Source organism: Flectobacillus longus, from assembly GCF_030056705.1.
GTDB lineage: Bacteria > Bacteroidota > Bacteroidia > Cytophagales > Spirosomataceae > Flectobacillus > Flectobacillus longus.
The window spans coordinates 188,042-208,116 of sequence record NZ_JASHIC010000013.1 but is presented as its reverse complement, the minus strand read 5'-3'; the positions used below and the strand labels follow the sequence as shown (position 1 = coordinate 208,116).

Below are 20,075 nucleotides of genomic sequence, written 5' to 3'. Positions count from 1 at the left end.
CCGTTATGAGCATTTGTCATGAAGGAGTAACCAAACATCACTTCAGTATCTATCTACCATTGAGTGATCGGTTTAACTCCCTCATTACCAAATATTATTTTGTAAGCGTAAATCTACAAATGAGTGATTAATTTAAAATTTGTATTCTAGCAGCTTAAGACGCATTCATTGCGTCTTAAGCTGAGTAAAATCTATCATAGTAGCATCAAAAAAGCGGTCGGAAAATATTTTCCGACCGCTTTTTAATGAATAATTATCAGATTTTGATAATGCCTTAGACCGTATATAACAGGCATAAATGTTTTAGAGATACTTTTTAACTTTTAGCCTACAGCGTAAAGCTTAGAGCCTAAAGCAGATAAAATTATCTACTGTTTTTTATCCAAAATTGCTCCTACACCTGCACCAGCGCCAGCGCCTAGTGCTCCGCCAATTACAGCACCAGCAGCTCTATTTCGCTTATTGACAATTGCTCCAGTTACAGCACCTACACCAGCACCAATCAAAGCGCCTTTTGCCACTTTCGACATTTTACTTTTTTTCTTGGTTACTGTTGGCGTACTAGCTGTATTTGTCGACGAGCTACTTGAGCTAGAAGTCTTTTCAACTTTGGCAGGACTACTATTATTAGCACCAGAAACGGCAGCACTTGTGCTTTGAACGCCCTCGCCAGTCGATTGAGTAACTTGAGCTGTTGGTGTTACTTTTTGCATGGAGTCAATCACCATTTGTTTTACTTCTTGCGTTTGAGCGACCATTTTCATCGAGTCAATGGCAGCTTGTTTGGCTAATTCAATAGCAGCTTTATCATCTGTTTTTTGTTGGCAAGAAGCCAAGCCAAGAATGGTTGTTGCGAAGATTAAAGTTAGCTTTTTCATAAATTTTACGTGTTAGTATAAAGCAATTAGCGAATTATATGTTGTTTTAAAATAATTGCTTCATGAATGTTTGACAGTACAAAGTTGAAAGCAGAAAAACCTGTTTCTTTGACATATTAACGTAAATAAAACTAGTTTGGGTTTACCAAAGTTTGATAATTGAGTGAGTGGTCAGATTTTGACATGAGGATTATTCACCTATCAAATTGAGTGATTTGTGATTGAGTGCATGAGTGATTCTGTTAAAATTTGTATTCTAGCCGTAGGGACGCAATGATTGCGTCTAAAGCCAAGAATCAAACATAACATTGTAGTATCAAAAAAAGTGGTCGAAAAACAATTTTCGACCACTTTTCTACTAAAATTTTGGGTGAATAATCTTTAGATGAAATGTATTGTTTTAGACGCAAAGCATTACATCTCTACACGTGAATAACACATTTTCAAATCTTCAAATCCTCCCATCTTCAAATCAAATACTATTTCTTTTTCAAGGTCATCAAGAACTCCACCAAATCGACTAATTCTTGTTGAGACATACCATCTGCTAAACCTGTTGGCATCATCGAATTACTTTGCATTTTCATGGATTTAATCGCACTAGTCTTAAGATTTTGTACAATACCTCCAGGCATTTTTAATACGACATCAGTCTCGGTTTTTGAAGCAACAATTCCTACTAGCTGAGTACCATCTTTGAGTTTGATATCCCAACCTTCGTAGCCAAAGCTAATCCCAGCATCAGGATGTAAGATTGCAAGGTATTGTCCTTCTTTGGCCAGCTTACCACCTATTTCAGAAAGCTCTGGTCCAAAATCCATTCCTTCACCATTGACCTGATGACATACAGAGCAGTTATTGGCAAATACCTGCACGCCATTTTTGGGATTTCCTGTTAGTGTAATTAGTTCCGATATAGGAGGGAGCTTTTTGCTAGCAGTATTACTATTTCCCAAATATTTAGCTGCATCGACACGTACCGAGCGACGCCATGCACGGCTTACGCCTTCAACTGCTACAGGAATTAAGTCTTTCTTGATTTTTTTTGCCTTTAGTAATTCCAAAACAAGGTCTTCGCCATTGCTACTTCCTCCCAAATAGCGAGTCGCTTCACGATGGATATTGGCGCTATATTTTGGGTTAAACATGGCATCTTGTAGTAATGTCAACTGCGTTTTTCCCCCATTCCAACGAATAGCTCCAAGAATTTTAATCGCTAAATCTTCTTGTTTAGAATTATTGATAATGTTTTTGGCTAGTAAAACACCTTGTGGAGATTTGAATAAAGCATTTCCAGCCTCTCTTGTGTTTTCTCCTTTTCCAATCATACTAATCAAACGTTCGTTGCCTTCAGGCAATGTGTATTTGTCTTGCAATTGAACAAACTCTTTGTCTTCCAAATTACTCATGAGTTGAACCAACGCATTCTTGGCAACAGGTGATGTTTTTACAAATTCGGCATCTAAATGGCTTAAAGCTAGTCGATTAATTTGGGTTTGTTCTGGTGAGTTACCTTTGAGCATACCCAATAAAGTTGTAGATTTTTCGGAACCTTTTACAAAGTCAAAAGCACGGAAATAGCGTAAACGATCTTTTAATGCTACATTAGAGTCAGTAGCTAAAGAGGCTAGCAGTTTCATAGATTGCGTACTTCTCGAGCGCCAAATAATATCTTTTCCTGAGGCGGAGTTAGCAGGGTTTTGATTTTGAGATAAATAGGCACTAAAGCAAGCATCCCAATTGTCCTCAGCACCTATACCCAAAGCCTCCAAATACCAACGGTCTTTGCCATCGTGTTGCGATGCCAAACTCGCCCATAACTTACTTGCTTTAGGGCTTTTTTGTCCATACAAAGCTATTGCACATTCTCTGCGTACTTGAGGGTCTGAATCTTTTGCCAACTTCTCCACATAGTCCAATATCTCTAATTTGCTTTGACGAGCAGCACGTAGTCCAGCAATACGAATATCAGGATTATTGTCTTGAATAGCTTGATCGATGTATTTTTGGGCATCTACTAGTTTTACTAAAGCCCAAAATGCTCTAGCACGGATTCGTGGGTTATCGTTTTTCCAGTAAGTTGACAAGGCACTTTCTGAGCTTTTTCCCATTTTGGTCAAAGCCTCCCACGCCAAATAACGAGTGGCAATATTAGGGCTTTGTAGCGCTTTGGCTGCTCCTTCTGGAGTCGTAAAATCTTGCTTAGGTACTGAATATGGAGTTTGAGGAGGTGCAATACGATAAATACGCCCACGAGTTAGGTCGCCTGCTTGGTGTCCTCCAACGCCTGGGTCATACCAGTCAGCCACAATGAGTGAGCCATCAGGTGCGACACATACATCGGCAGGGCGGAACCATTGGTCGGTTTCGTTTTTCATGATATTGACAATCTGTGCCGAATATCCCGCACCTTTTTTTGTCACAGGATAAGAGCGAACTACATTATGCCCTGGCTCACAGTGAATCATTTGTCCATAGAACTGTTTTGGCAACAAATCGCCTTCGTATAAAACCATACCTGTGGGTGAGCCCGAACCTGTTTGTAACAAATTGGGCACTGTGCCGGGGTCGTTCAAATGCCAGTGGCGCAAAGGAATCTCTTCTTCCATGTTGGTACGAGGGTATCCCCATGATGCACGAGTCATTTGGTCTTTATAACCATAGTTGCCATATTCCATCACAAAATTGATACGAACGCCTTTGTTTCCATCGTCATCGTTGTCTGATTGCCACAAAGTACCATACGAATCAACAGCCACTTCATAATTATTTCTAAAATTTTGGGCTAAACATTCTACTTCTGAACCATCGAGATTACAGCGGAATAACATACCTTCTTGGAAGTTTTTAGGAGAAATTTCTCTTCCAAATTGGTCTTTTACAGGATTCCCTTTAGCATCTTTCAATTGACGACCTTCATTCCCAAAGTTAAAATACAGTTTGCCATCGGGACCAAATACAAAAGTATGTACGCCATGATCGTGTTGTTCGCCTTCAATTCCTTGAAAAAGAATCTCCTTTTTGTCTGCTTTGTCGTCGCCATCAGTATCAGTAAACTTCCAAACGTAAGGACTTTGAGACACTATCACTACATTGTTGAGCACCGAAATACCCAATGGAGCATTAATCTCTGCCCCTTGATAAAACACTTTACTAATATCTGCTTTGCCATCGCCGTTAGTATCTTCCAAAATCACAATTCTATCTCCTTCTTTGTGGGTTGGATTCCCAGTGATAGCAGGTCGGTAATTGTAGGCTTCTAAAACCCATACACGACCTTTGGCATCTACATCAATATCGGTTGGATTGATAAGCATTGGCTCAGTCGCAAAGGTACTTACTGTTAAGCCATCTACCATTTTGACACCTTTGAGGGCATTATCGGGCAAGTGTTTTTGGTTTTCAGTTAACAAAGAATCAACATAATGGTTGATAAGCCTGCTATTGGGAGAAAACTGATAGGCTGTACCTAAGAGTGTACCACCCAACAATAAGGCAGGAATAAAGGCTTTTGATTTTAGTGAAAGTTTGTTTAACATAAGTTTTGGAAGAAAGGGCTTTGTTAATTTTATATAAGGTAACAGGAACAAAGGCGCAACGTGATTAAGGGCAAATTGTGAAAGCATAGAGCTTAATGCCAAAGAATGATTTGATAGAAATCATTCACTATTCACTAATTCTATGACTCACTAATTATTCAAATACGTGTCTTTTTTACACAATATCAAATATAAAAGTATTTTATTGTATTAATCCTATTTTTTATAGGATACTAGGATAAAAATAAAAAGTGAGAAACAATATTTTATGTGTCTTTGCAAGGGTTAAGTACAATAAAAACATGAGTCATACCGAATTTTGGAATAATTTAAAATAGAGACCTCTTGTTTGTACTTATTGGGATTTACAAGGTGAACCACTGTATTGTTTATGCAAAAAGGCGGTCGAAAAACTCATTTCGACCGCCTTTTTGCATACTATATTTCAATATTACATCTCTTTAGACGCAAAGCATTGCGTCTCTACTAGTAAAATGTAAATTAAAAAAATCACTCATGCGCTCAATCACTAAATCACTCAATTAGGGATGACTCATGTTAAAACTAAATTTCTTCTTCTTTAATTATACCCAGATTAATAAGCCAGAGATAGGCTACAAAGAGATATTCGTAGTAGGTAATGAAATTGCTAACCTTATGAAATGTAATAATTAAGACGATATTAAAAACCCCCATTAATAGCAACAAGCCCGTGATAGAGAGTGGAAGCCATTTTCTTTTTTTGATAAAACCCATCGAAAAACATTGAGATAATGGGATAATAATCGTAAAACAAAACAATAAGCTTATCCAACCTACTGTAGTTCTTGTGACAAAATAATAAACGGTCGAAGCTATTCCGCCAACTAATCCTATTCCTACGATTTCAGAAGCCCTTTTTTCAGTAGGAGATAAGGCTAAATTCCCAAATTTGTTCAATCTTAAAAATAAATTTCCGAGCGGTTCTATAATCCAACTCACATAAAATACCACAACTACTAATAGATAAATAGGCAATATCCATGGATATTGGTCACTCAAATCGCCAAGATAGTTGGCGCCCATCATCAATCCAATAATAATGGCTAACTGTACCAGTCCATTGTGTTTGGATAAGAAAAAGCTAAAAGCCAGAAACTGACGATAAATCCAGTTTTGAGACTTGATACTTTCTATCATTCCATGACGGGCAAATTTCATGTTTGGGTCAAGGCGTAAGGCTTCTGCAAAATGTGTTTTTGCTTGCTCAACCTCCTGATTTTGAAGTAACGCCCAACCAACATTGGCATGGCTAAAAGCGTCGTTGGGATTATTATACAATGTTTCTTCCATGCTATCTTGCAACAATTCGGTATGCCCTAGTTGATTCAAACAGATGGTTTGGTAGTTGAGACAAGTACTGTTGTCAGGTTCTAATTCTAGACCCTTGTGGGCGTATTTAAGGGCTTCATTCCAAGATTTTCTTTGAATAAAAATTGCGGATAATACTGCCCAAAATTCTGCGACAAAAGGATTCAATTGGATAGCCTGTCGGATATAATCTTCGGCTACGGCAAGTTGGTCTTTTTGAAGTGCCATTGTTGCTTTCAAGTAAACACCAAGAGCTGATTTGGGATGATAATGGCAGATTTCGTCGGTAAAAAAATTAGCTGAAGTATAATCCGACAAAGCTAAATAACAAAGAACCAATTCTGCCAGAACAAATTCGTGGGTTGGTTCTAAATCTAAGGCTTTGGTTAATTCCGCTATAGCTTCCTGTGGCTTATTGGTGGTACGTAGTCGAACGCCTAGTTCCAGATAATGCTCGGCAGTATTCATTGCAAATAGTGTGTCTGAAGGTTTATTATAAAAATAGAGGTGATGCCTCAAAAAGAATGCAAATCTAATTTTACTCTATATAAAACTAAATTTGATAGGAAGTTAGTACAGAAATGACTAAACAAATTGATGAGTTGTAGGCTTTCAGTCTTTAGTTTATAATAGTAAAAACGCTTTGTCTTTCTATATCATTGTACTGTTATGATGTTACCATTCCAATTTTCCAGTCTTTTTATATTGTTCTAAAGCTTTTTTGATTTCTTTAATTCTATGTTCAGGGTCGGGGTGACTACTTTGAAATTCGGATGGACGATTAGGTCCAGCAGCTTGTTTCAACACTTCCATTACATCTACCATCTGCATAGGGTCATATCCAACTTCGAGCATATATTTTACGCCGAATTTATCTGCTTCAAGTTCGTCGCTACGACCATATTTTAGGGTAATCATTTTACCAACATATTGTGCGATAGCTGCTGAGTTGTTTGGGCTATAAGGATCAGATGTAGCCGTTACAGCTGCCGAAAGTAGCCCACTAGTAAGTTCATCTTTGGCCATTTGTTGTGCAGAATGACGACCAATCACATGACCGACTTCATGTCCCAATACACCAGCAAGTTGGTCTTCTGTAGTCAATTTTTTTAGTAAGCCATAGGTAATAAATATTTGTCCTCCAGGCAATGCAAAGGCATTAATTGTATTGGGGTCTGCCAAAAGATAGAAATTAAATTGGTAAGGAGATTTTGCAGCTTCGGAGTTGCTAACGATTTTACCACCAATCGATTTTACCAAATCCTGAAGTTTTTGATTTTGATACAATCCACCAAATTCGGCAGCCATTTGTGGTGCCGACTGTAAGCCCATTGCAATTTCTTGCTGGGGAGTCATGGTTACAGACTGTCTTTTTCCTGTTACAGGGTTTACCTGCATCTTGGAAAAATAGGAGAAAATAGATACTACTGCTAGTACTAAACCAACTAATAATCTTGAACGGAGATTGCCTAAATTCATGTTTGTCAAAGATTTTATAGAGAAAACAAGTATCCAATAAAAGCGATAAACTTTGAAAGCTGATACTCGTTAAATAACGAATTCCTGTTGTTTAAAGGTTAATTAAGTAATGTAATTTCAGGAAATTTAAGAAACTATCAATTGCTTTCAAAATAATGACGAATTCATCGATAGAAGTAACATTTGTATCGTCAAAACCTCAATCGCTGTTAAATAATGTTAAATCTTTATACGCTATGCTTGAAATAGCCGTTGAAATACAGAAATTTGAGTTTAGGCTATGGCATAAGCATACAACTTGATTTGTACTTGAGTAATATTCAGCACAAAAACGGTTTAAAGTCTGTAAATACCTACTCATTACGAGTAAATTGCCTAAGAACTTAACTTTCAAACTCAAAACTTTTTTGTAAATTTGCATTCTTATGCGAAAACAATTTTTATTATTCATATTTTTTGCCTTCATCTTAGCCTCATGCGGTAAATTCGAGAAAATCAGAAAACTTACTGATGAAAAGAAAAAATACGCAGCGGCTATCGAATATTACAAAAAAGGCGAGTACGACAAAGCTGGAATTTTGTTTGAAGAAATTCTTCCTTCCTTGACTGGTACCGACCAGCAAGAATTGGTAACTTTCTATCAAGCTTATTGTGATTATCACACAGGCAACTTTGAAATGGCAAACTTCCGTTTCAAACGCTTTGCCGAAACTTTTGCTCGTAGTGAGTATGTAGAAGAAGCAATTTATATGTCAGCGTATGCGTTGTTCAAGAATTCTCCTTCTTATAATCTCGACCAAAGTGGTACATTGTCGGCTATCAATGAGCTTCAGAGCTTTATCAATAACAACCCTGATAGTAAATTTCGTACCGAAGCATCTGATTTGATTAAGGACTTGCGCAAAAAACTAGAGCGCAAAGCGTATGAAAAGGCAAAGCTGTATCACAAAACATCGCCTTTCAATATAGCGTCATTGAAATCTTCGGTGATTGAAATTGCCAATTTTCAGAAAGATTACCCAGATTCAGAGTTTAGCGAAGAACTGTATTATCTAAAAGTTGTATCACAATATGACTTGGCAGTAAGTACAATCGAAACCAAGCAGTTGGAACGCTACAAAGATGTGGTGAAGTTTTATCAGGAGTTGATAGATAAATACCCTGAAAGTAGCTATCTGAAAAAAGCAGAAAAGCTTTACGATATTAGCATGAAAGCTTCAGATCGCTTGGCAAAACTAGAAGAAGAATACAGAAAGGCACGCGAAAAAGAGAAATCAAATACTACGAAAGTAGGCGCTGCCGAAAACCAAAAATAATTTTTGAACCCTTTATGGGGAACAAGAGTTAATATATTGTTCAATTCAGTCAGAATTAAAATAGCATCAATAATATGGCAACCAATCCATCAATCATCACTAGAGATGTAGATAAACTTGCAATTAAAGCAGGTGGTAACACTTATGAGGCAGTAGCAATTATCTCAAAACGTGCTAGACAAATTGCCCTCAAAACTAAAGAAGAATTGAACGCTAAATTGGCGGATTTTGCTTCTTCAGTTGATAACTTGGAAGAAATTTTCGAAAACCGTGAGCAAATCGAAATTTCTAAGTTCTATGAAAGATTGCCGAAGCCAACATCTTTAGCTATCGACGAGTTTACAGAAGATAAGTTTACCTTCCGTCTTCCTGGTCAAACTAGCCAAACTGAAGAATAAGATTGACAACAATGACTTTGTAGTCTTGTTTCAATAATAATATTTTTCTTGAAAGGGTCAGATGTATTGCATCTGACCCTTTTATTTTGTTGTAAATTGCTTTCGAAAACAATAATTCTCTAAAGAATCTCAAATGATACTCAATAATAAAAAAATCCTTTTGGGGGTTTCGGGTAGTATTGCGGCTTATAAAATCGCTTTTTTGACTAGACTTTTGGTAAAAGAAGGAGCAGAGGTAAAAATTGTGATGACACAGGCTGCCAAAGAATTTATTACACCTTTGACCCTAGCAACACTTTCAAAAAATCCAGTTGTTTCAGAATTTGTCAAAGACTCAACTGGTACATGGAACAATCACGTGGATTTGGGTTTGTGGGCCGACGTAATGCTGATTTCACCTGCTACAGCACATACTTTATCAAAATGTGCCAATGGCATCTGTGACGATTTATTGACTGCGGTTTATCTATCGGCTAAATGTCCTGTGTATTTTGCACCTGCCATGGACTTAGATATGTATCAGCACCCAAGTACTTTACATAATCTCGAAAAACTCCAAGAATATGGCAATACCATCGTTCAGGCAGGTTTTGGAGAGTTAGCTTCTGGTTTAGTAGGCGAAGGTCGTATGGCAGCACCTGAGCAATTGGTAGAACATTTGAAGAAATTTTTTGCTTATCAACCAAGTTTGGCACAAAAAAAGGTATTAATTACCGCAGGACCTACACAGGAAGATATTGACCCTGTTCGATATATTAGTAATCACTCTACTGGTAAAATGGGCTATGCTATTGCCAATCAGTTTGCAAAAGCTGGGGCTGAAGTGATTTTAGTGAGTGGCCCTACCAATCAGTTAGTACCTGATACCAATATCCATTTGGTGAAAGTACGCTCAGCTCAACAGATGTTTGAGGCTACTCAAACTCATTTTTATGATGCTGATATTGTTGTCTTGGCAGCAGCAGTTGCAGATTATACACCTGCAACTGTAGCAGATAAAAAAATAAAAAAGAAAGAAGCTTCGTTTAATATTGAATTGACTAAAACTGTAGATATAGCCAAGACATTAGGTGCTGAAAAACAAGCCCATCAAATATTGGTAGGATTTGCCCTAGAAACTGATAATGAGATGGAAAATGCTATCGGAAAGCTCAAATCCAAGAATTTGGATATGATTGTGTTAAATTCTTTACGAAATAAAGGAGCAGGTTTTGGTCATGATACAAACCAAGTAACCATTATTACCAAAGATGGGACATTGCATGAGTTTAGTCTCAAAAGTAAAACTGATGTTGCATCCGATATAGTGAATGCCATTCAGCAGTTGAGTTTGTAGACATCATTTTCACAGTATAAACTAAGAACGGATTTATGAAATCATTACGAAGAGTTGTCTTGATGGGAATTTGGGGAATATTGGGTATTTTATCATCACAGGCGCAGGAGTTGAGCTGTGCGGTGTCTATTAATACTGACCAAATTCAGGTCAATGAGCAACGTGGTGCTACACAGATATACAACGAGATTCAATCGGTGATTCAAGAGTTTATGAATAACCGTCGTTGGACAAATGATAATTTTTTGCCCGAAGAAAAAATCAAATGTTCGCTCAATATCATTATTACACGTGCAAGTGCAAGTGGTGATTATGAGGCCAATGCTCGCTTTCAGGTAATACGTCCTGTGTATGGTACAACCTACGAAACCGTAATTCTAAATTATGTAGATAAAAGCTTTAATTTTAAGTACTTATCTGGTACGCCATTGTATTACAATGACAACAACTATACCGATAATTTGACGCATCTTTTAGCTTTTTATTCGTACGTAGCTTTGACTTTTGATTATGATACTTTTAGTAAATTTGGAGGAGATAAATATGCTCAAAAACTGCTCAATGTTGTAAACCTTGCACAAAATGCAGGTGGCTCGTGGGCACCTTCGACTGATGTAAGAAGTCGCTATTTTTTAGCCGAAAATCTACTAAATCAACAATTGCTTCCTATTCGTGAAGGATATTATAATTATCATCGCTTGGCTTTGGACAATTTTGGAACAAATCCTGTAGAGGCTCGAAAACAAATTACGGTATATCTCAATACTATCAAGCAGACCAATGCCAATAAGCCTGGACAATTGCTCAGTCGTTTGATTTTTGAAGCAAAATCGCCAGAGTTAATCAATATATATACCGATGCTCCAAGTGAAGAACGTAAAAAAGTAAGTACTTTACTGTCTTCACTAGACCCTCTCAATTCTGATCAATACCGTAAGCTGACCAAATAAACATATTTCTGGAATCTGGAAAATATCATAAGCCTGCCCTGTAGGGGTGGGCTTATTGTTTTACAGGGGCATTGTTGTAAATTTCGAGTCAAATTCAATTCCTCAAATCCCCCTTTTCTATGAAAAATAATATAAGTTTGGCATCGCTTACCCTCTTGGTTGGCGTAGGTTTAAGTAGTTTTAATGCACCTCTTTCTCTTTCTGACGTTGCCAATTGGCAATTTTCACCATTTACCAAAGTCGATGCAGTAAACCCTGTATTGACACCTTCCAACAAACAAGTTTTTACTTGCCCTATTCTCAAAAAAGAGGTCAAATGGGAAGAAAAAGATGTATTTAACCCTGCGGCTGTGGTGCGCGATGGCAAGGTGTATTTGGTATATCGTGCCGAAGATAAAATTGGCAAATTTGCAGGGACTTCTCGTTTGGGCTTAGCTATTTCTTCAGATGGTTTACATTTTAAAAAAGAAGCAAAACCTATTTTTTACCCTGAAAATGATGCCCAAAAATCTCTCGAATGGGAAGGAGGTTGCGAGGATCCTCGTATTGTGGAAAGTGCTCAAGGACAATATATCATGACTTACACTTCGTACGACGGGAAAACTGCCAGATTGATGTTGGCTACCTCGAAGGATTTGCGCAAATGGACCAAGCATGGATTGATATTCAAGGCTCAAAAACATCATAATACTTGGTCTAAATCAGGAGCAGTTGTAGTTGACAAGGTAGGCGATAAAATGATTGCTAAGAAAATCAATGGTAAATATTGGATGTATTGGGGCGATACCGACTTGTTTATGGCAACGTCAACCGACTTACTCAGTTGGATGCCTGTCGAAGATGCGAAAGGGCAATTGGTGTCTGTGTTAAAACCAAGAAAAGGATATTTTGATAGCAAATTGGTAGAACCAGGCCCTTATGCTTTGTTTACAACAAAGGGTATTGTTCTACTGTATAATAGCGCCAACAATGGTCAAACTGGCGATAAATCCTTGCCAGATATGACTTATAGCGCAGGTCAGGCTTTATTTGATGCAAGTAACCCAGCTATATTGAAAGACCGTTCTAAGAAATACTTTATGACACCAAACAAGCCTTATGAAATGACAGGTCAGGTGAATAACGTATGTTTTGTAGAAGGAATGGTATCTTTCAAAAATCAATGGTTTTTGTACTATGGTACCGCCGATTCAAAAATCGCAGTAGCTACAAGCCAAGGAATTCCGTCTTTACATTGAGTGAATTTTGATTAAGTGATTGCACATCATTTATTTCGGATTTCTGATATTGGATTTCGGAAGTATAGCCTACTTTTTAACTAATAGGTAAAAAGTAGTTATTGGTTAATAGTCTGATTACAGGACAAAATTGAAGTTTCTAGTCCAAGACGAAGTCTTGGACTTACTTTTTTAGACAGTTTTAAACTGTATTAATAAACTTAAGTGACGAAGTCCAAACATCTGAGTGCCCCTTTCTCATTTTGTCCAGTAATCAGATTAATAGTATACTGTTGTTCAATCACTAAACTACTCAATTCATTGAAAATGAGAAAAATTCCCCAATCAAATATCCCAAATCCACCATCAGAAAAATCCTTCCTGTTCTATTTGCACACAATTCGCTATTCTTCATTAACTTGTAGTGTATTTTAAGCCCATTCACGACTATGATTTCTTCCAAGATTCGTTTGCTCGTTTATTTTATCATTTCATGGATTAGTATAGGCACAAGTTATTCGCAAGTCTGGCATCCTGTGAGCTCAAATATTACCTTCAAAATCAAGATGCTCGGAGCGGAAGTATTCGGGAAAATGTCAGGTTTTCAAGGTGCCATCCATTTTGACCCCGAACATTTGGCACAATCATCTATCTATGGATCGGTTGAAACCAATACTATAGATACTGATAATAGTTTAAGGAATAGGCATTTGAAAGAAAAGGAGGGCTTTTTTGAAGTAGTCAAATATCCGACTATTACCATGAAATCTTTGAAAATTGAAGCCAATGGCGAAAATTTTGTGGGTACTTTTGCTCTGACTATGAAAGGTGTTACTAAAAATATTCGTCTTCCGTTTTCTTTTATCAATGAAGGAGAAAACGCTATCTTTAAAGGTTCAACCATCATCAATCGTCGAGATTGGCAAGTAGGAGGTGGAACGATAGGTATGAGCGAAGACGTAGAAGTTTCGATAGTATTGAATGTGAAGAAGTAATTTTGAGGGGATAGGCAAAAAGGTATTAGGGGCAAAGGCAACGGGCACAAAGGCACAAAGTGTATTTCAGGAAAGAGTTTTCACTAATTTGGTTAAACACTTTGTGCCTGTTAACTTATCCCTTTTTAAAGATAAATTGATTAATTAGACGGCCCAGAGGGTCACTGAACTATTAAAAATGTTACCACAAATTAATATAGAGGTTCTTACACAACTTACCGAATTGCTTGGTCAGATGAGTGATGAACAGTATAAAAAGCCTCTCAAACAACTTCATGATAACTCTATTGGGCAACATGTACGCCATATTGTGGAGTTTTATCAGTGCCTACTCAAAGGCTATATTTCTGGAACGGTCAACTATGATAACCGAGAAAGAAAAGCTCAAATCGAGACGGATAGATACTTTACCTTACAGGTGCTAGGAGCTATTATTGGTAAACTCACTTTCTGGGATGAAGACAAAGTGTTGTCTTTGTCTTCGAGCTATGATGGAGAGGAATTTCTGGAGATTCCGACGAGTTTTAACCGTGAGCTGGTATATCTTATTGAGCATACGATTCATCATTTGGCAATTATTAAAATCGGATTGAATGAGGCTTTTCCGAGTATCGAAATTCCTGAAAATTTTGGAGTAGCCTACTCAACTATTCGTTTCAAAGAAAAATAAGTTTCAGAGGCTTAGGGCTTTTGAGTTGCCCATCGCCTAAAGCTACTATTACAATCATGTGCGTTTTGACATTTGTGCCGAAAGGGGACCAAAATTTTATTCTAACTAATAATCGTGACGAGGCAAATGCTCGTCCAAAGGCTATACCACCACAAGTATATCAAATTGGAAGTACGAATATCTATATGCCCAAAGATGCCCTTGCAGGAGGTACGTGGATTGCAACTTCCGAGAATTTTACTTTGTGTTTGTTAAATGGGGCATTTGAAAACCATATTCACCAACCTCCTTACAGACAGAGCAGAGGAACGATTATTCCTGCTTTTTTCGAAAAACAAAACCTCACTTCTTTTTTAAACGAATATCTTTTTGAGGGTATCGAAAACTTTACTTTGATTGTGATTGAGCATCAAAAAGAGCTTTTTCTCACCGAAATTAGATGGGATGGTCATCAATTATTTGTTGCAGAAAAAAATGCCCAAGAATCTCATATCTGGTCGTCGGCAACGCTGTATAATGCCCAAATTCGTCATGAAAGAGAACATTGGTTTGAGCAATTATTAAATCAATATCCAGCAGGAATAAGTGCAGAGGTACTATTAGATTTTCATCAAAATGGCGGTAATGGCGATATTCAAAATGATATGCGCATGAATCGCAATAATACACTGATGACCCAATGTATTATGCAAGTGGTCAAGCAATCAAACGGAGTAGCGTATAAATATATAGATTTTGTGTAAATACTTTTCGCTCAAGTAAAAAGAAGTTAACAGTATATCTATTATCAGAACAAGTTCATAATCAAAAGGATATAGTCATTATGTGTTACAGACATATTCTTAATTTAATTGTTCCTGTTATTTATGCAGATTCAAACGATAGTTTGGGGGAGTGATTATAAGAAAAATCACTCATTCACTCAATCTCAATTCACTCAATATAACGCCCAACTCATCACTTCCTGAAGTGTTCTTTGATAACTTTCCATAAAACTTTGGTTGGAACGGGCTTGATTCCTAGCTTTTGTTGCTGAATAGAAATATTGGCAATAATACGCCAGTGATAAGCCAAATCTTTATATGCCTTGATAAGTTTATATTCTGGGTCGTAGATATGACCAGGTTCAGCACTTACGCCATTGAGCTCCATCACTCGGATATATTGCCCTTTGTACAAATCCTGAATCGAGCGTACACGCATATCAAATCTACCGTAATGAAAACCCTCGATAGGTTTGGCAATTTTATTAAAAACTTCATGTAATTGCTCATTGATTAATTCATTGCCATTCAGGAATTTAGTGCCTCTACAATGATTTCCTATGGGTTCTAGCAAAATTCGTTCATGACGCTGTGGAATTTTATAAAAATCCATTCCCAAACGCTTTTTCATAGTTTCCAACTGAAAACGTGCGCGAGTACTTTGTTGCATCAAAGTTTCGATGCTTGATTCTCCATCGCCAATAACCGATAAAAATTCTTTTTTTACGACCGAACTCACGTAGCCCCGTTCCTCGTTTGGCATACGATAATACAATACGCCTAACTCAATATCGTAGCTGACATATTCCTGAATAATAAAGTCTATGGGATGGCTGTCAAAATAGTTTTTGAGTGCTTTTTTATCTGCAATTTTTTCTACTTCTGTGCCTCTTTCTCCCACATTAGGCTTACAAATAAGCGGATATTCTAACATTTTGATTTGCTCTAATACAAAGTCAAAAGAACATCCTTTGGTGATAAAAATCGTTTGAGGAAGGTACTGCGCAGGGATTTGCTTTAGAATATCTATTTTGGATTCTCCAAAAAAACCACCATAATCAATGCACGGGTCGGCATTGGTAAAAAAGGTCAATGATTTTGTTCGAAAAGCCTGATAAAGCCAATAGGGGATGAGTGGTATATAAAAAGCCCACCAAGTCCAATATTCGTAAGTAAAAAGTTTTATGAGCCATAATGGCCATTGTATTTTTTTATGAGTCATTTTTTATGAGTGAACAGTTACAGAGGCACAAAGGCACAAAGTGTGTTTGGTTTTTTGTAAAGTGAACAGTTACTCAGGCACAGAGGCACAAAGTGTGTTTAGTATTTGTAAAGTGAACAGTTACTCAGGCACAGAGGCACAAAGTGTGTTTAGTTTTTTGTAAAGTGAACAGTTACTCAGGCACAGAGGCACAAAGTGTGTTTAGTATTTGTAAAGTGAACAGTTACTCAGGCACAGAGGCACAAAGTGTGTTTAGTTTTTTGTAAAGTGAACAGTTACTCAGGCACATAGGTACAAAGTGTTTTAGTTTTTTTTAGTGAATAGTTACAATGGGTATGGGTGTAATGTATTGATAATTAGTGTTTTATTTTTATGATTCACAACTCACCATTCATCATTAACCATTCACAGCTCACTCAATAACTTCCCACCTTGTGCGATAGCCATAATGATAAAAATATATGCCATCCATTTCTGAACGGTTTCTTGTTGGATTTTAGCAAAAATTTGGTCTTTGTATTTCAAGGCTAGTTGACCGTAAAAATAGTTTAACAGAAAAGCTCCGACAGATGCCCCAACAGCAAAAGCAATTTTATGTGGATAGGTCTGTACTTTTAGCCAAGAAAATGTTTGATAATTAATCAATACAATCATCCAAAATGGCAATAATTGTGGATTGAAAATAGATAGCATTAAGCCTTTCCAAAAATGTGCTTTTGAGGGCGTTTTCCCCAAATCTTCCGCATGTGTTTGAGGTTTACTTACCCATGTAAAATACGCCAGTATCAATAGCAATGGCACCACTCCCCATTGTAAATAGGTCAGTAACCACGGATAGTACTGAAAAATCACTAATCCTTCTGCCGCCAATAAACTGTAAACAAACTCAGGAATGCATCCACCTACATTCATTTTTAACGCCCCTTTGGGATTATCATGCAGACTTAATTGTACCACCGACATATTGAGCGGTCCGGGTTGAAGAGACCCCATAAAGCTAATAATCATGGTACAGAGAAAGATGAGCATGTTTTATTGAGCGATTTAGTGAATGGTTATTTAGTGATTTGTTAATTTTTTTTATCTGTAGGTACGCAATGCCTTGCGTATCAAACCTTTGATTAATGGTGAATTTTGAATGAGTGAATTGTGAATATTTTTTTATTTGTAGATACGCAAGGCATTTCGTCTCTACGCCTCTGTGCCTGACCCCTTTGAACCTAAAATCAAAAAATCCTCCCCTCAACCCTCAACCCTATCCCCTAAAACCACTTTGTGCCTTTGTACCTGTTGCCTTCGCCCTTAACTCTCCCCTTTTTCCCTATTCCTTATCCCCTCTAAAAAACAAATCTACAGCAAAAGCATAGTTTAAGAAAGTCGGCGAGCCGACCAAAATGATTTTTACTGTAAATTGCATTATGTTATTGCAAGAAAACACCCTAGATTTCCAAGAGGAAACCACCGTCTTTGCCGATGTAATCGTGCCTGTAGCGGTGCCAAATTTGTTTACATACCGTGTCCCTCGTGATTTTGCCCAGCATATTCGGGTAGGAGCAAGGGTAATTGTGCAATTTGGAAAATCTAAAGTAGTAACTGCTGTTATTGCTCGTTTACATCATCAGCCTCCCCAAAAATACCAAGCCAAATATATTCTTGAATTGTTGGACGATGCACCTCTGGTTACGCCACAACAAATAGAGTTATTTCAATGGATTGCAGATTATTATATGTGTCACGTGGGCGAGGTGCTCAACGTGGCATTGCCATCTGGACTCAAAATCTCCAGCTTGTCGAAAGTTCAATTTAATCCAGAATTTGACCGCCCAGAACTTTTGACAGAGCGTGAGGGGGTAATTATAGAAGAACTCAAAAAACATCAGTCGCTTACCTACGACGAACTTGCTCGTTTTGCTGATGTCAAAAATGTCTATCATCTCATTAAGGCATTGGTACAAAAGCAAGCCATTATTGTTTTTGAGGAAGTCAAAGAAAAATATACACCCAAAATCATTCGAAAAGTACGTCTCAACCACTTTTATGAGGAGGCTGGATATTTGACAGCCTTGTTGGGTGAGCTTGAAAAAACACCTAAACAGCTAGAAGTGATTTTGCAATACTTGCGTTATGTACCCGTATTGCGCACTCCAGCACTCAATGCCAAAGGTTTAGAAAAAAGCACCTTAACCAAAGCCGAAATTTCGGATAGTTCTTTGAATACTTTATTGAAAAATGGTATTCTTGAACAATTTGATGTAATCGTCAGTCGATTTGAGGAAGATGTTGACTTTGTGGAAGCTCCAACGCCTGAATTGTCTGAAGCACAAAAACGAGCAATGACAGAAATCATGCAGTCTTTCGAAGAAAAAGATACCGTTTTATTGCATGGAATTACGGGTAGTGGTAAAACAGAGGTATATATCAACCTCATTGAGCAAGTATTGGCAGGTGGTTCGCAAGTCCTTTATCTATTGCCTGAAATTGCCCTAACGACACAGATTGTAGTTCGCTTGCGCAAGGTATTTGGAGATAAAATGGGGATATACCACTCTAAATTTTCAGATAATGAACGAGTAGAAGTTTGGAAAGGAGTTATTTCTGGCAAATTCCAGTTTGTAATTGGCGTACGTTCTGCGGTGTTTTTACCTTTCGATAACTTAGGACTGATTATCGTTGATGAAGAACATGAAACATCTTATAAGCAATTTGACCCCGCTCCACGTTATCATGCTCGTGATGTAGCGGTGGTGATAGCGCATAAGCAAAAAGCCAAAGTGTTGCTAGGCTCGGCTACGCCTGCCATCGAGACGTATTACAATGCCTTGACAGGTCGCTATGGTTTGGTAACGATGAAACAACGTTTTGGCAATGCCCAACTACCCGATATTCGATTGATTGATGTGAAGTATGCTCGTAAAAATAAGGAGGTCAAAGGCGATTTTTCAAACATGATGTTGGATGCCATTCGACTGAATTTTGAGCAAAAAGAACAAACGATTTTGTTTCAAAACCGTCGTGGGTATTCGCCTTATATTCAGTGTGATGACTGTGATACAATAGTGTCTTGTCCAAATTGTGATGTAAGCTTAACCTATCATTATCGTGAACAAGAGTTGCGTTGCCATTATTGTGGTTATCATGAGTCGATGCACCGCACTTGTCAAGCTTGTGGTTCTGTCAAATTGCGAACGAGGGGTTATGGTACTGAAAAAATCGAAGAAGAATTACAGTTACTTTTCCCCGAAGCCAAAATCGCTCGTATGGACTTAGATACGACACGTACCAAAACGGCTTTTCAAACTTTGATTAATGAAGTAGAGAAAGGAGCAGTCGATATTTTGGTTGGTACGCAGATGGTATCGAAAGGGTTGGATTTTGAAAAGGTGAGTTTAGTCTGCATTTTCGATGCCGACAAAATGATTAATTTCCCAGACTTTAGGGCTACAGAAAAAGCTTTTCAGATGCTGACCCAAGTAGCAGGTAGAGCAGGGAGAAGGTCGATTCGAGGAAATGTATTAATACAAACGAACAATACAAAACAGCCGATTTTACAGCAAATCATTGAAAGTGATTATGAGGGAATGTATTCGCAGGAAATAGCAGAGCGCGAAGCATTTCGTTATCCACCTTTTACTAGATTGATTAAGATTATTGTGAAACATACCGAAGATGCAACGGCCGACAAAGCAGCCAAGGATTTAGGGGCTAAACTCGCGGAAAAACTCAGTGCAGCAAGGGTTTTAGGTCCAGAAAGACCGCTTGTGGAACGAGTTCGTAATCAGTTTATTTATGAAATTATGATTAAACTCGAAAAGAACTTACCTCTCAAAGCAGTGAAAAATTATATCTCTGAACAAATCGAAGTAATCTCGGTTGGAAAGGAATATAAGGGTTGCAGTATTATCATCGATGTGGATTGTGGATAGGCATTGCGCTTTTGGTTATCAGCTTTCAGGAAAGATAC

At 37.6% G+C, this 20,075-nt stretch carries 15 protein-coding genes; 9 read left to right on the top strand and 6 right to left on the bottom strand.

The annotated features are described in order from the left end of the window. Positions 1-368 precede the first annotated feature (368 nt). From QM491_RS11440 to QM491_RS11425, 4 genes are all read right to left on the bottom strand, one after another. On the bottom strand, positions 369-878 hold the full coding sequence (locus QM491_RS11440; protein ID WP_283327626.1) for a YMGG-like glycine zipper-containing protein: 510 nt from the start codon (positions 876-878) through the stop codon (positions 369-371). 479 nt (positions 879-1,357) lie between these two features. After that, entirely contained in the window at positions 1,358-4,417 is a 3,060-nt protein-coding gene (locus QM491_RS11435; protein ID WP_283327625.1) for a PVC-type heme-binding CxxCH protein, read from the bottom strand. A gap of 564 nt (positions 4,418-4,981) precedes the next feature. After that, positions 4,982-6,235, bottom strand: a complete 1,254-nt coding sequence (locus tag QM491_RS11430) for a tetratricopeptide repeat protein (RefSeq protein ID WP_283327624.1) — start codon at positions 6,233-6,235, stop codon at positions 4,982-4,984. 207 nt (positions 6,236-6,442) lie between these two features. Next, positions 6,443-7,246, bottom strand: coding sequence for a M48 family metalloprotease (locus tag QM491_RS11425; RefSeq protein WP_283327623.1), 804 nt, complete (start codon positions 7,244-7,246; stop codon positions 6,443-6,445). A 425-nt stretch (positions 7,247-7,671) separates the two neighbouring features. Between QM491_RS11425 and QM491_RS11420 the strand changes: the two genes are divergently transcribed. The 8 genes from QM491_RS11420 to QM491_RS11385 all read left to right on the top strand — a co-directional run bounded on the left by QM491_RS11420 (position 7,672) and on the right by QM491_RS11385 (position 14,871). Beyond that, positions 7,672-8,562: an outer membrane protein assembly factor BamD gene (locus tag QM491_RS11420; RefSeq protein ID WP_283327622.1), complete on the top strand. Its 891-nt coding sequence runs from the start codon at positions 7,672-7,674 to the stop codon at positions 8,560-8,562. A 74-nt stretch (positions 8,563-8,636) separates the two neighbouring features. After that, complete coding sequence (locus QM491_RS11415; RefSeq protein ID WP_095161579.1) at positions 8,637-8,960, top strand: DNA-directed RNA polymerase subunit omega; 324 nt, start codon at positions 8,637-8,639, stop codon at positions 8,958-8,960. Between the two features lie 133 nt (positions 8,961-9,093). After that, the gene (gene coaBC / locus QM491_RS11410) at positions 9,094-10,296 is read left to right on the top strand and encodes a bifunctional phosphopantothenoylcysteine decarboxylase/phosphopantothenate--cysteine ligase CoaBC (RefSeq protein WP_283327621.1); all 1,203 of its coding nucleotides are present in this window, start codon (positions 9,094-9,096) and stop codon (positions 10,294-10,296) included. 35 nt (positions 10,297-10,331) lie between these two features. Then, a complete protein-coding gene (porD, locus tag QM491_RS11405) occupies positions 10,332-11,246 on the top strand; it encodes a type IX secretion system protein PorD (RefSeq protein WP_283327620.1) in 915 nt (304 codons plus the stop codon). Positions 11,247-11,365: 119 nt separating this feature from the next. Continuing rightward, positions 11,366-12,484, top strand: coding sequence for a glycoside hydrolase family 130 protein (locus QM491_RS11400; protein ID WP_283327619.1), 1,119 nt, complete (start codon positions 11,366-11,368; stop codon positions 12,482-12,484). Between the two features lie 428 nt (positions 12,485-12,912). Beyond that, positions 12,913-13,458 carry a YceI family protein gene (locus QM491_RS11395; RefSeq protein WP_283327618.1) on the top strand — a complete coding sequence of 182 codons (546 nt, stop codon included), beginning with the start codon at positions 12,913-12,915 and terminating at the stop codon, positions 13,456-13,458. Between the two features lie 178 nt (positions 13,459-13,636). After that, positions 13,637-14,128 carry a DinB family protein gene (locus QM491_RS11390; protein ID WP_283327617.1) on the top strand — a complete coding sequence of 164 codons (492 nt, stop codon included), beginning with the start codon at positions 13,637-13,639 and terminating at the stop codon, positions 14,126-14,128. Positions 14,129-14,184: 56 nt separating this feature from the next. After that, on the top strand, positions 14,185-14,871 hold the full coding sequence (locus QM491_RS11385) for an NRDE family protein (protein WP_283327616.1): 687 nt from the start codon (positions 14,185-14,187) through the stop codon (positions 14,869-14,871). A 214-nt stretch (positions 14,872-15,085) separates the two neighbouring features. Here the strand turns inward: QM491_RS11385 and QM491_RS11380 are convergent, their stop codons facing one another. Together QM491_RS11380 and QM491_RS11375 are read right to left on the bottom strand one after the other, a co-directional pair. Beyond that, the gene (locus tag QM491_RS11380) at positions 15,086-16,114 is read right to left on the bottom strand and encodes an ATP-grasp domain-containing protein (protein ID WP_283327615.1); all 1,029 of its coding nucleotides are present in this window, start codon (positions 16,112-16,114) and stop codon (positions 15,086-15,088) included. A 405-nt stretch (positions 16,115-16,519) separates the two neighbouring features. Then, entirely contained in the window at positions 16,520-17,143 is a 624-nt protein-coding gene (locus QM491_RS11375) for a LysE family translocator (RefSeq protein ID WP_283327614.1), read from the bottom strand. A 389-nt stretch (positions 17,144-17,532) separates the two neighbouring features. Here QM491_RS11375 and priA point away from each other — a divergent pair, with 389 nt between their 5' ends. After that, a complete protein-coding gene (priA, locus tag QM491_RS11370; RefSeq protein ID WP_283327613.1) occupies positions 17,533-20,037 on the top strand; it encodes a replication restart helicase PriA in 2,505 nt (834 codons plus the stop codon). Positions 20,038-20,075: the final 38 nt, after the last annotated feature.

Excerpts from the sequence above, each read along its gene's own strand:
- QM491_RS11380 (WP_283327615.1), bottom strand. The coding sequence starts at position 16,114 with ATGACTCATAAAAAAATACAATGGCCATTATGGCTCATAAAACTTTTT.
- QM491_RS11390 (WP_283327617.1), top strand. The coding sequence starts at position 13,637 with ATGTTACCACAAATTAATATAGAGGTTCTTACACAACTTACCGAATTG.
- QM491_RS11395 (WP_283327618.1), top strand. The coding sequence starts at position 12,913 with ATGATTTCTTCCAAGATTCGTTTGCTCGTTTATTTTATCATTTCATGG.
- QM491_RS11415 (WP_095161579.1), top strand. The coding sequence starts at position 8,637 with ATGGCAACCAATCCATCAATCATCACTAGAGATGTAGATAAACTTGCA.
- priA (WP_283327613.1), top strand. The coding sequence starts at position 17,533 with ATGTTATTGCAAGAAAACACCCTAGATTTCCAAGAGGAAACCACCGTC.
- QM491_RS11375 (WP_283327614.1), bottom strand. The coding sequence starts at position 17,143 with ATGCTCATCTTTCTCTGTACCATGATTATTAGCTTTATGGGGTCTCTT.
- QM491_RS11430 (WP_283327624.1), bottom strand. The coding sequence starts at position 6,235 with ATGAATACTGCCGAGCATTATCTGGAACTAGGCGTTCGACTACGTACC.
- QM491_RS11400 (WP_283327619.1), top strand. The coding sequence starts at position 11,366 with ATGAAAAATAATATAAGTTTGGCATCGCTTACCCTCTTGGTTGGCGTA.
- QM491_RS11440 (WP_283327626.1), bottom strand. The coding sequence starts at position 878 with ATGAAAAAGCTAACTTTAATCTTCGCAACAACCATTCTTGGCTTGGCT.
- porD (WP_283327620.1), top strand. The coding sequence starts at position 10,332 with ATGAAATCATTACGAAGAGTTGTCTTGATGGGAATTTGGGGAATATTG.
- QM491_RS11435 (WP_283327625.1), bottom strand. The coding sequence starts at position 4,417 with ATGTTAAACAAACTTTCACTAAAATCAAAAGCCTTTATTCCTGCCTTA.
- QM491_RS11385 (WP_283327616.1), top strand. The coding sequence starts at position 14,185 with ATGTGCGTTTTGACATTTGTGCCGAAAGGGGACCAAAATTTTATTCTA.
- coaBC (WP_283327621.1), top strand. The coding sequence starts at position 9,094 with ATGATACTCAATAATAAAAAAATCCTTTTGGGGGTTTCGGGTAGTATT.
- QM491_RS11420 (WP_283327622.1), top strand. The coding sequence starts at position 7,672 with ATGCGAAAACAATTTTTATTATTCATATTTTTTGCCTTCATCTTAGCC.
- QM491_RS11425 (WP_283327623.1), bottom strand. The coding sequence starts at position 7,246 with ATGAATTTAGGCAATCTCCGTTCAAGATTATTAGTTGGTTTAGTACTA.